The sequence below is a fragment of the Rhodonellum psychrophilum GCM71 = DSM 17998 genome (genome assembly GCF_000381545.1).
GTDB lineage: Bacteria > Bacteroidota > Bacteroidia > Cytophagales > Cyclobacteriaceae > Rhodonellum > Rhodonellum psychrophilum.
This window is the reverse complement of the sequence record NZ_KB906679.1, coordinates 1-11,979: the sequence shown is the minus strand read 5'-3', so window position 1 is coordinate 11,979 and position 11,979 is coordinate 1. Positions and strand designations below refer to the sequence as shown.

General features: G+C 39.4%; 14 protein-coding genes. 12 read left to right on the top strand and 2 right to left on the bottom strand.

Features of this window, described 5'->3' with window-relative positions:
- Positions 1-57 precede the first annotated feature (57 nt).
- Positions 58-921 carry a GIY-YIG nuclease family protein gene (locus F824_RS0111825; RefSeq protein WP_019598103.1) on the top strand — a complete coding sequence of 288 codons (864 nt, stop codon included), beginning with the start codon at positions 58-60 and terminating at the stop codon, positions 919-921.
- Positions 922-950: 29 nt separating this feature from the next.
- A complete protein-coding gene (locus F824_RS26810; protein ID WP_019598102.1) occupies positions 951-1,736 on the top strand; it encodes an HNH endonuclease in 786 nt (261 codons plus the stop codon).
- Between the two features lie 521 nt (positions 1,737-2,257).
- Here the strand turns inward: F824_RS26810 and F824_RS27500 are convergent.
- Positions 2,258-2,404 carry a hypothetical protein gene (locus F824_RS27500; protein WP_019598100.1) on the bottom strand — a complete coding sequence of 49 codons (147 nt, stop codon included), beginning with the start codon at positions 2,402-2,404 and terminating at the stop codon, positions 2,258-2,260.
- A gap of 19 nt (positions 2,405-2,423) precedes the next feature.
- Here F824_RS27500 and F824_RS0111805 point away from each other — a divergent pair, with 19 nt between their 5' ends.
- The 10 genes from F824_RS0111805 (at position 2,424) to F824_RS0111745 (ending at position 11,792) form a co-directional block, all read left to right on the top strand.
- Positions 2,424-5,129, top strand: coding sequence for a phosphoenolpyruvate carboxylase (locus F824_RS0111805; RefSeq protein ID WP_019598099.1), 2,706 nt, complete (start codon positions 2,424-2,426; stop codon positions 5,127-5,129).
- A 236-nt stretch (positions 5,130-5,365) separates the two neighbouring features.
- Positions 5,366-5,809 (top strand): UPF0158 family protein, encoded by a 444-nt coding sequence (locus F824_RS0111800; RefSeq protein WP_019598098.1) that lies wholly within the window; start codon positions 5,366-5,368, stop codon positions 5,807-5,809.
- A gap of 276 nt (positions 5,810-6,085) precedes the next feature.
- Positions 6,086-6,538 (top strand): GNAT family N-acetyltransferase, encoded by a 453-nt coding sequence (locus F824_RS0111790; RefSeq protein ID WP_019598096.1) that lies wholly within the window; start codon positions 6,086-6,088, stop codon positions 6,536-6,538.
- A 690-nt stretch (positions 6,539-7,228) separates the two neighbouring features.
- Complete coding sequence (locus F824_RS0111775; RefSeq protein WP_033405321.1) at positions 7,229-7,837, top strand: hypothetical protein; 609 nt, start codon at positions 7,229-7,231, stop codon at positions 7,835-7,837.
- Between the two features lie 441 nt (positions 7,838-8,278).
- Positions 8,279-8,584 carry an ArsR/SmtB family transcription factor gene (locus tag F824_RS0111770; RefSeq protein ID WP_019598092.1) on the top strand — a complete coding sequence of 102 codons (306 nt, stop codon included), beginning with the start codon at positions 8,279-8,281 and terminating at the stop codon, positions 8,582-8,584.
- Between the two features lie 85 nt (positions 8,585-8,669).
- Complete coding sequence (locus tag F824_RS0111765) at positions 8,670-8,906, top strand: thioredoxin family protein (RefSeq protein ID WP_019598091.1); 237 nt, start codon at positions 8,670-8,672, stop codon at positions 8,904-8,906.
- A 4-nt stretch (positions 8,907-8,910) separates the two neighbouring features.
- On the top strand, positions 8,911-9,294 hold the full coding sequence (locus F824_RS0111760; RefSeq protein ID WP_019598090.1) for a rhodanese-like domain-containing protein: 384 nt from the start codon (positions 8,911-8,913) through the stop codon (positions 9,292-9,294).
- Positions 9,295-9,304: 10 nt separating this feature from the next.
- Positions 9,305-10,279 carry a permease gene (locus F824_RS0111755; RefSeq protein ID WP_019598089.1) on the top strand — a complete coding sequence of 325 codons (975 nt, stop codon included), beginning with the start codon at positions 9,305-9,307 and terminating at the stop codon, positions 10,277-10,279.
- Positions 10,276-10,731, top strand: a complete 456-nt coding sequence (locus F824_RS0111750; RefSeq protein WP_019598088.1) for a DinB family protein — start codon at positions 10,276-10,278, stop codon at positions 10,729-10,731. Before F824_RS0111755 ends, F824_RS0111750 begins: the two co-directional genes overlap by 4 nt.
- The gene (locus tag F824_RS0111745; protein WP_019598087.1) at positions 10,728-11,792 is read left to right on the top strand and encodes an acetolactate decarboxylase; all 1,065 of its coding nucleotides are present in this window, start codon (positions 10,728-10,730) and stop codon (positions 11,790-11,792) included. The genes F824_RS0111750 and F824_RS0111745 overlap by 4 nt, the downstream gene beginning before the upstream one ends.
- Here the strand turns inward: F824_RS0111745 and F824_RS27200 are convergent.
- Positions 11,701-11,979: transposase (locus F824_RS27200; RefSeq protein WP_154654330.1), on the bottom strand; the 279-nt coding region annotated here is incomplete at its 5' end. The genes F824_RS0111745 and F824_RS27200 overlap by 92 nt on opposite strands.

Here is an 11,979-nt window from a genome sequence, read left to right as displayed (position 1 = left end):
AGTATTGATGATAATGCATTAAAGCTCATTGATAAAACAGACCACACACCATTAAAAATGAAATACGGAAAAACAATAAAAATTTTCTTAATCGACGGAGATCCAAATGGACGCATGAGTATTGAACTTTCAAATTGGTCAGGTAAAGCATATAAAATACCGCGGGTGAAAATAAAAGACTGCACAGATAGATCTGATTTAACTAGTCCAGGAATTTATCTGCTATTTGGAAAAGATGATGAGGAAAAAGATCAAGTTTACATAGGAGAAGCAGAGTCAATTTTAAAAAGACTTAATCAACAACTGACACAAAAAGATTTTTGGAATGAAGCCGTTGTTTTTATAAGTAAGGATGATAACCTTAATAAAGCCCACATTAAATACTTGGAAAATAGACTACATGATATTGCTAAAACAGCAAAGAGATACAAAGTAGACAATTTTGTTATTCCAACCCAATCTTCAATTTCAGAATCAGACCGAGCAGAAATGGAAGAATTTATTGAATATGTAAAAATGCTAGTGAATACTTTAGGACATAAAACATTTGAGGAAAAACGGGAAATCAAAACAAAACAGAAACAAGCCATTTTTACAATTAAGGCAGCCCGCGGAGCAGACGGACAAGGAGAACCAACATCTGATGGATTTGTTGTTTTTAAAGGATCAAAATCCGCCGCCACAACAGTTAATTCAATGAATCCTAACTACCTCATTACTAGACAAAAATTAATTGACGAAGGAGTCCTTATAAACAAAGGAGATTTTTTTGAATTCTCGGAAGATTATATTTTTGGCAGTCCCTCCTCAGCAGCTGTGATGATTATGGGTCGAAGTGCAAACGGCCTGACTGAATGGAAACAAAAAGATGGGACAACACTAAAAGATTACGAAACAAACGAAAAAGGAACGAAGGTATAAGAAAGCTATAAACGCTAGTCTCAACAATTATGAACCGAGCACTTAACATCAAAAACTGGTCTGACGGAGGAAATAATTATATTTTAAAAGCCAGTTCTGACAACAAATGGAGCGGCTTTCAAGAAAGTGTAATTTTAAAACTGACGACTACATTTGGAGAAAAATTCAATATTGTTATTTGGACTGACCAGCAAGATGAAAATGATTATTACTGCATACCTTTTAAAGTATTAAAGCACCTTTTCGTTGAAAAAAATAAGACAACAGGAAAATACCCAAATAGATGGACGGCCGTAATTCTAAACCACCAATTTTTGATGCGTAGCAATTCTGAACTTTCAGTAGATATTTCTTCTTATCATTCAATGCCATTAGTTCAACATGCCTCTTTTGATATCGAAGACGATTTTTTTATAGAAAATGCCAAAGCAGAAATAAATATCAGACTTGGACAGTCAAAATTTAGAAAAGGCGTTTTAAAAAACTTTGGTAACAAGTGCGCTTTAACTGAAATTTCTGAGCAAACCCTATTGACAGCAAGTCATATTATCCCATGGTCACACAACAAGAACTATAGAGGTGACATTTCAAACGGAATTTGCCTTTACATTGAAATTGATGTGCTTTTTGATAAGGGATTTATATCTTTTACAGACGACTTGAAAGTTATTGTTGCATCGGACAAATCAATATTTTCTAAACAACTAAAATCCAAACTGGAATTACTAAAAGGTAAACAACTTCTACCTACAAAAAAGAAAGATTTGAACAAAGAATATCTAAAGTATCACAGGACTTACATCTTTAAAAAATGATTATTATTGCTGCTAAAATCCATTTGAAAAAAGCGGATTCGGTGCTTAGTTAAAGCTTTGTGCCTCTTATCATGTTCTTTGCCTTTAGATGTTTTAGGTTTTGTAAATCATCTTATTTCTTAGTAGATAAAACCCAATCCTGTATTTAAAACAATAAAAACTTGAAGATTGTAACTTGGAATTTTGGGTTGATTTAAAGAAGGTTGATTTTAGCGAAAAAGGAAGTGTTCGGAAATTGGATTTATCGGATCATAAAACTTATTCAGGTGAAACTTCCAGCAAATTCAAACAAGCCAAACCTTTTGCATTTATAGAACTATGAATCATGGACTCAAAAAAATATTGAAGCAACCGTTCTCTACATTGCTGTAGCCCTTATTAGAAAGCATCTTTCAATTTGGCTTACCACCCTTCCCAAATCACCAGACAACCAAGCGGCTCTTGCTATCAGAAGGACTTGGGGCCTTAGCAGCTTGTACCCGAAATTTGCATTGGTTTTCTAAATGGCCTTATTCCTCAAATTAAAAATCAAAAACAGAAAACACTTTGCTGATTGTGTAGCCATTTCGGGCTGAAATAGAATCGGCAATGCCAAACACAGGTTGAATCTGACCGAAGACTATTTTCCTACTCTTTAAAAACTGAATATCACTTTTATAAACAGGCATTTTTCTTCATTTTTAGCACATGGATATCAAAGAAGCCCCGCATCAGAAAATATCAGACGACAGGAATTTTATTGTGGATTGCTATACAGAAATGTTGGCCCGCATCAACGAAGTTGAGGTCATCTCTCTCATCATGAATACCTCACAACAGATCCATGGAGATGAAAAGAAAATTTCCAGTGAAAAGACAATACAATCCCTGAGCATTTATTTCCAATTGTTGACTTTGGTAGAGGAAAATGCAGCTACACAATCCCGGAGGAAAATGGAAGACTTGGAAAACGTCACTCCAATCAGAGGTTCCTGGGCAGAAGCATTGAAAATCTGGAAAGATGCCTCAGTAAATGAGGATGAAATACGCAAAGCCATTTCCGAAACTACAGTAAACCCAACACTTACGGCACATCCTACGGAGGCAAAAAGAGTGACCGTTATCGAGATTCACCGGGAGCTGTACTTGCTTCTGGTCCGAAGAGAAAATACGGCATTGAGCAATCGGGAACAAAATGTCATCAAAGAAAAGATTATTTATTTATTGGAAAGGTGGTGGAGAACGGGAGAAATCTATTTGGAAAAACCAGACATCAAAGACGAGAGAGCCAATGTCTTGCATTACTTGAATAGCGTTTTTCCTTTGGTATTGGAGAAAAGTGATCAACAATTAAAAAGTTCATGGTTAGCATTGGGTTTTGACCCTGACAAAATGAAAGATCCGGATGCGTTTCCCAAAATCAATTTCGGTAGTTGGGTTGGTGGTGATCGAGATGGTCACCCACTGGTAACCCCTACGGTGACACAGGAAACTTTGGTCCTTCACAGAAACAAAGCACTCCTGCTGGTGAAAGAAGAGTTGTTGCATTTAGCAAAAAAGCTTTCCATATCGGGAATTACCAATCCCGTCCCCCTTTTGCTGACAGCAAGTATAGAAAAGAAAATAAGTGCATTGGGAGAGCCTGGCATAAAAGCAGTTCAAAGAAATGCCCACGAACCTTGGAGACAATTTGTAAATCTAATTGTACTCCAAACAGAAAATACCATTTCCGGAAAATTTGCTGATTCAGGTGTCTATTATAGATCAAGTAGATTTTTGGAAGAGGATTTGAAAATTTTAAGAAAAACCTTGTTGGAAACCGGTCTCAATGGCATTGCTGAAGATCTGCTTTTTCCGGTTGAAAGGACTGTAAAATGCTTCGGGTTTCATTTGGCAAAATTGGATATCAGGCAGAACAGTGATTTTCATGACAAAGCCTTTTCTCAGATTTTGAGGACCATCGGCGAAAAAGAGAGTGATTTTGAAAATTGGGACGAGCATAAACGGGTTGACTTTCTAAATCACCTATTGGAGCGCAATTCGCCGATTACCGATGTTACCGTTGCCTATGGAGCGGAAGCCGACAATGTTCTGGACTGTTACAGAGTGGTCCGTCAGCATGTAAATCAATATGGCTCAGACGGAATAGGCTCCTTCATCATCAGCATGACCAGAAATCTCAGCGATTTATTGCTGGTCTATCTGCTGATGAGAGAAGCACAGTTGTTGAATTCCAACATTATGGTTGTGCCCTTATTCGAAACCATCACAGACCTGCACAATGGCCCCGAAATTTTGGAGAAATTCCTGCAGCACCCAATTACCAAAGAAAGGGCCGAAAAATTATCTCATAAGCAAGAAGTCATGTTGGGTTACAGTGACAGCAACAAAGATGGAGGAACGATTGCCAGTAAATGGAATTTATATAAAGCCGAAAAATTACTTTTCGAGGTTGGGACAAAAAACAAAACGGAAATCTACTTCTTCCACGGCACAGGAGGCACTATCAGCAGAGGTGGGGGCAAATACCATCGGTTTTTAGAAAGTATGCCCGAAAACACAGTCAGTGGAACCATCAAGCTTACGGTGCAGGGAGAGTCCGTAGCGCAACTCTTTGGCAACCCAATGACAGGCACATACAACCTCAACGCACTTTCATCGGGGGTAGCAAGGCATATCATCAAAAACAGGGTTGATCCGAAAGAAATTGCCCTTCCCCTGCAAACGATGGAGTACCTGGCTCAAAAATCATACGTGCATTACAGAAAACTTATCGAAACACAAGGCTTTATAAATTTTTACAGCAAAGTGACCTGTATTGATGTTTTGGAAAGAAGTAAAATCGGCTCAAGACCGGCAAGAAGAACCGGTTCCAGAACTTTAAACGACCTAAGGGCCATTCCATGGGTGTTTAGCTGGAATCTTTCCCGAACCACAATCACTGGATGGTATGGACTTGGGGAGGCACTAAAGGCATTAAAAACGGAAAAGCCGGAAGAATATGCGCTATTGAAAAAATCCATTAACCATTGGGGATTCTTCAAGTTTTTAATGATACAAACGGAGACCAACCTCATTCTTTCAAATCTGAATATCATGAAGCAATATGCCGGATTGGATGAAGAAGTGGAAGAAAGAGAAGTGTTTATGGACAAAATTCTCACGGACTACCAAAATGGTTTTCAAATGATAGAAGCGCTTTTTGAAGAGCCTGCTTCTGTCAGAAGAAATAGACAATATGACAATCTAAAATGGCGGAATGATAAACTGGAGTTACTCCACCATTTACACATTCACTATTTAAGCGCATGGCGGAATATTAAAGAGGAAAACAGTGTAGAAAAAGAGGAGATATTAACCAAGTTGCTTGGACTGATAAATGCTTTGTCCAGTGGATTGAAAAGCACTGGTTGAGTACCCTTGACTTATCCATACACCAAGAGAGGATACGCATGTATTGGAAAATATAAGTGCATCTCTCGGAAGAAGTCATCTATGAAATGGCTGTTGAAGTTTGAAAAAAAAACATTTCACCAATATGGTGAGGCAATAACTGTAAATAACTGACTGATTTATAATCAATTTCAGGCTGGAATTGATTTGGTGCTGCATCACATCACTTTGGACACAAGCATAGAAGATGGCTCGACATGAAATTACCGGAAGAACAAATAAAAGAAATAGCCGAAAATCTTGACCTGGGAATGCGTTGTTTTTACCACCTGAAAACGGGTGAAATTGAAGCAACTCCGGATTTTCTTGAAGGTGAATGGATTGGACAGGATACCGAGCCCTGGCAAGAGACTCTGGACAAATTAGATGGAAATTGGGGGGACTATTTCGAATTTGAAAAAATGACAGCGCATGAGCGCTTCGGGATGATGACCGATTTCTCCGAGACAGTTGAGGATCCGAATTTACAGGACAGGCTCTTTAAAGCATTGAATAAATCCAAACCATTTCGGAACTTCAAATCGGAAATCGACAACTCAGGGGAATACAGACAAAAATGGTTTGCTTACAAGAACCAGAGACTGATTGAATTTGTCAAATACCAGATTGAACAGCACAACCGAGGATTTCCGGATGAATAACAGGGATATAAACGAATTAAAAGAAACTAATGGCGGTGTGCAAAATGCTTTTCCAACAATAGCGGGGCAGAATAGCAGTTTTATGTTCGCTGCTCCGCATGGGCTTCTGCAGCGGTGGAGAGGTTAGCGGTCCGCAAGTCCGACCGAAGGCCAAGCACCAAAACATTGGTCAGGCAAAACGACAGCAAAAAACTTATCCTTAAGAAACGATACAAAATATTTTCAGGCGAATTTTAAACAACTCAAACAACCTGAATTGCATAAAAACAAACCGATATGTCAAATCAAAATTTCAAAATTGAACCTTACACCGATAATGACAAAGCACAAATTATCGAGGTTTGGGAAAAATCGGTGTTGGCGACCCACGACTTCCTCGACCCGATAGACTTTATAGAAATCAAAGCGCTCGTACAGACAATTGACTTTAACGATTTTGAAATGTATTGCCTCAAGCAAAACAGCGAAGTTGTAGGGTTTATTGGAGTTGCTGAAAAGAAAATAGAAATGTTGTTTTTTTCGCCAGAATACATCGGCAAAGGTCTGGGAAGAAAACTAACTGAATTTGCTTTTTCAGAACTAAAAGCCGACAAAGTTGACGTAAATGAGCAAAACGGAAATGCAATTAAATTTTACCAAAAACTCGGTTTTATAACTTACGAACGAACAACCAAAGACGACCAGGGAAAAGATTATCCTTTGTTGAGGATGAAAATAGCAGCAGAGTAAAACCCCAAACCACTAAAATCGGTTTGCCAATAGGGTGACTGAAATGCTTCCATGCATCATTTTTGTAAGATTCATCAATAGCAATTTCATTGAGCCTTTGTGCTGAAAATCCGCCACATCATAAGTCTGAAAACTGTTTTCTGGAATGCTAATCCACCGTACAAAATATGAACAAGCAGGAAAAATGATCAACATATTCGCACATTGGACCACAATTGTTTTCGGGCTATTCTTTATTGGCGTTGGATTTTTGATGCTCATTGAGCCAAAAAAAGCGAATGAAATCTTACGAAAAGCAGGAAGCACAAATTTCATCAACTATGCAGAAATAACCTTTAGGATAATTCCGGCCCTTGGGCTTATTCTTTCAGCAGACAATTCAAAATACCCAGACATTTTTAAGATCTTTGGTTGGTTTATGTTGTGTACTTCTTTGGTTTTGTATTTTGTACCACGACAACTTCACCACAAATTTTCATTGAAAGCGGCAGACATTTTGAAGCCTCTCTACTTTCAATTGATATCGCCATTTGCCTTTATAATTGGGACATTGCTTATTTATAGCATCATTTAGAATTTGACAGCGAAAAAGTTGGTGGACTGACTTGACAAGGACTCAAAAAATAACAACTCAAAATAAGTGATCTTAATTTACATACCACGGGTTTAACCATTCCAAAATCAGAATTGATGAAAAGAACATTGTTGCTATTTCTATGCATCACAGGCATGCATGCTGCTCAAGCCCAGTTTTCTGAACACCATGCCATCTATGGGACAAGCGAACTGAATCTAGGGAATTACTCTGGTATTGATTTTGGCCTAAATTATGTCTTTGAAGAAACCTATTCTTTCAAAATCGGGTATTCCCGAAATTTTAGACAACCCAAAACCCAACCCAGGGATTATTCTTCCGGTCTGGTGGGCGTTTGGTTGTATGGGACGACAAATCCCTATGACCAAATAAGAAACTTCCAAATAACCGTTGGAAAGATTGTTCAATTGAATGAAAGTGGCACCATCAGGGCCAATCTTTCTATGGGAATGGGCTTTACCACCATCAAAGAACCAGAGAATTGGGTTAAAACCCAAAACAATTTTATTACCGAAAACTACACCTGGGAATATGACAAATACAACACCGTGAGCCTCATCATCAATCCAAAAATCGAATTTCCTTTTTCTAGATTTTACGGCCTGACTGTTTCACCAATGGTCCAAATCAGCCGGGAAAGGACATACTTTGGATTGGGTTTTGGACAAATGATTGGCTTGTTAAGAAAGAAACGGGAATTCTAACCTAAGCTCTCCTCCACTGTTTGATCCTAGAAGTTGTCGAAAACTATCTCTTTCTAATATTTTGAAATTTGGGACACTACCCTTCCAGGCCTATGTCACGCAAACCACAAGCTTCATTCCCATTTTCGCCTGGATGAACTGTGAAATTTGGCTGCTCCGCAGTCGAAAAAGCATTGCAAATCAAACCGAACAGCGTTCCGAAAGGTGCTCCTGAAGGGATTAAACATCTCTTTACCCATCATGGATAGGAAAAGGCATCCAGCTCCCACAAGCCCGAATAGAGTCGAGTGAGTAGTTTGGCAATACAAATCCTACGATAAAATACGCATGCTGGACAACACTGGCTTTAAAAAAGACAGTCTAGCCAAACATCCACCCACGCCAAATATTGGGGATTCGATTTATTGTTCGTAACTTTGCGAACAATAAATCTTGAAACGGATGCCAAGTACTATCAACACAGATTATTTCACTGAAGAACAAGAGCAAACAGCAAGGTTTGCCAAAGCGCTTGGCCATCCTGTTCGAATAGCCATTTTGGAATTACTCAATTCACAATCGTGCTGCTATCACGGTGATATGGCAAATGAGCTTCCCATTGCAAAGTCTACCCTATCGCAACACCTGAAAGAACTCAAGGAGGCAGGTCTGATAAAAGGTGACATCACCCCACCCACCACGAAATATTGCATCAACCGGGAGAATTTCAATCTCGCGAAAAGCTTGCTGAACAAAGTATTGAAATAATTTTTTGGAGATATTGTTCGTAATATTACGAACTTCAAGCAATTGTTCGTAAATTCACGAACTGAATCACAAACACAAGAAGAATATGCTACAAATAAAAGTATTGGGTCCCGGTTGTCCAAAGTGCAAAACCACTTACAACAATGTCCTTGAAGCGCTGAAACAAACCAACGTTGAAGCCAATGTGGAAAAAGTGGAAGACATTGAGGAAATGATGAAATACAATATTCTCACGACTCCTGTCCTGATGATGAACGACCAAATAAAAGTCAAAGGCAGAATTGCTCAGGTAAGTGAAATCATTGAACTCTTAAAAAAGTAATACAATGGAAAACCAATCTTTGGTCAAAGAAATCTGTCCTACCACCACACAAGAATGGATAAAAAACGGTGCCTTGTTGGTGGACATCCGTGAAAAAGACGAAGTGGAGCAACTTGCCTATGATGTTCCCCTCCTCATCAACATTCCGTTGAGCGAATTCGAAGACCGATATACCGAAATCCCAAAAGACAAAGAGGTGGTCATGGTCTGTAAAAGTGGTGCGAGAAGTTTGAGAGCAGCTGGATTTTTGGTCAATCACGGATACAAACACGTAGTCAATATGCAGCATGGAATTACCCGGTGGGTCCAAAAAGGATTTCCTACCAAAGGAGATGTATCTACCGAAACAGGAAATGACTCGTGTTGCGCATCTTCGGCTTGTTGCTAAAAACTAGACCATGTTTGATTGGATCCAACATTTTGCCGATTGGCTGATTTATAGTGTATTTGGAATCGGAGCAGAAACCCATCTGGGAACCGCCCTGAATTTCTTTGTGTACGATACATTGAAAATCCTCCTTCTTCTGTTCTTGATTGTTTTCCTAATGGGGGTCGTCAATGCCTACTTCCCAATTGAAAAACTGAAAGACTTTCTAAACAGAAAAAAACTCTATGGATTGGAATATTTTTTTGCTTCCATTTTCGGGGCCATTACCCCATTTTGTTCTTGTTCATCAGTCCCCCTTTTTATCGGTTTTGTACAGGGGGGCATTCCATTGGGGGTGACTTTTGCTTTTCTTATCACCTCCCCCTTGGTAAATGAAGTTGCCATCGCCATGTTTATCGGGATGTTTGGCATTAAAGCAACCCTTATTTATGCGACATCAGGGATTTTACTGGGGACTTTGGGCGGCTGGTTGCTGGGGAAATTCAATCTTGAGCCCATGCTTTCTGACTGGGTAAAGAAAATTTTGGAAAACAAAATGCAACAAAGCGACTACGAGGAAGAAAAGCTGACTTTTCGCCAACGTTTGCCGGAAATCACCCGAAGTGCCTGGGACATTGTAAAGGGTGTTGTCCTGTATGTCATCATCGGTATTGCCATCGGTGCGGCCATGCATGGATATGTACCCGAAAATTTCTTTGGTCAATATTTGGGAGGTGGCCAATGGTGGACGGTACCCATCGCTGTTATTTTAGCAGTACCAATGTATGCCAATGCGGCAGGGATCGTCCCAGTCATTCAGGTGTTTGTAGCAAAGGGAGTTCCATTAGGCACAGCCATCGCGTTTATGATGGCGACAGTAGGTTTGTCCATTCCTGAGGCTACTTTGCTCAAGAAAGTAATGTCGATAAAATTAATAGCCATCTATTTTGGAGTGGTTACCTTATTTATAATTCTTTCAGGATTTTTATTTAACCTTTTATTATGAAAACGAAAACAGAAATATTGATTGAACTTTGGGTGGAAGCCAGAACACGGTTTTCCAATCAGTTAGAAAACATCACCCAAAGTGATTTGACAAAGACTCTTGGCGACTCGCCCAATTCGGTTGGCTTTCTCCTGCGCCATATTGGTGATGTGGAATTGCTTTTTGCCAAAAATGTTTTTGGGGAGAGCACTGTAAAAGTGATGGCCAAAACTGTGATCGATAAACGAGATACGGGAGAATGGACCGATTTGGAAGCTTTGAAAAGCTACGTTTCTGATTCATTTGAGCAACTCAAATCCATTGTTGAAAAACAGACGGATGAAGATTGGGAAACGAACATCGTCACCAAGGAATTTGGCACCAAAACCAAAGCGGAAGCCTTCGGAAGAATTATTTCGCACACCACTTACCACGCTGGACAATTGGCAATCATCAATAAATACGGCTTATGAAATTCACAATGACATTGGCAATACTACTCCTGTTTTCCCAACTCGAAGCCCAAGTCCTTCACGTGGGTTCGATGGATGAGATGGGTAAAAATGGCTTTCAACCTACTGTTTCAATCGACAGTCTGTTGCAAGACAAAAATACGCTATACGGAATGGGTCCTTACGGATTCATGCAGGGAGAAATTACCATTGTAAAAGGACAGCCCTTCGTTGCCTATGCAGATGAAAACGGTCAACTTATCGTGCGCAAAGATCCCAAGGCCAAAGCTCCATTTTTTGTTTATGCCTATGTCAGGGATTGGAAAGAATTTGAAATCAATGCAGAAATCATTGATCAAAAAAGTTTGGAAATGGCCATCCGTGAATTGGCCCAAAAGCAGGGATTTGATACTTCCACCCCTTTCCCTTTCCGAATAGTGACCGAAATGGAGGAACTGGCAATTCATGTGGTAGCACCGCGCTCATCCAACATACCGGGCTTCAAGGAAGGTGTAAACAGTGTGAAATATGTTTTCAACAAGATATCCGGAGAGATCTTGGGGTTTTATTCAGAACAAAGTCAAGGCATTTACACGGCTAAAGACAGCAATATACATCTCCATTTTATCAGTTCGGACCAATCCAAAATGGGGCATGTCAACCACATCAGGATTTCTGAAAAACAAAAAACAAAAGTCCTGCTTCCTTTTTCTCCCATGCAGGGTGACAAGTTGTCTTTTAATACGATCGATACTGACTTTTCCAAAGGAAGATTAACAAATGAACAAAACATCACCATCAGTGATTTGGAGAAATTTCACGGTCATTTATGTGATGGTTTGGTCGTCGGTGCATTGGCGATGCAACAAGCCATGACCGTCTTATATCCCAATCAACCCATTGACAGAACCAACTTAAGAATCGTAAGCAAACCCTCGCCCTGCCTGTATTCTAAGGTTAAAGCAAGTAAAATAGTACAATTTTTAAATTTTATGCAGCATACTTCAAGGTGTCCACATATGGGGTTTCCCTGTTTACAACGGCAAATATTCTTGAGATTAGTTTATTTCTTACAATATTGAGTGTGCTCATTTTGTTTTTCCCTTCTGACAGCCGTTTTTCATAATAGATTTTCATTTCTGGGTTATACTGTATGCTGGTTCCTGCACAAAGGGTCAACAATGTCTTTATCCTTCGGTTGGCAAGTTTACTTGTCATTGTTTTACCTCTATAGATACCAGATTCATTAGGGAAAGGGGCCGTTCCTGC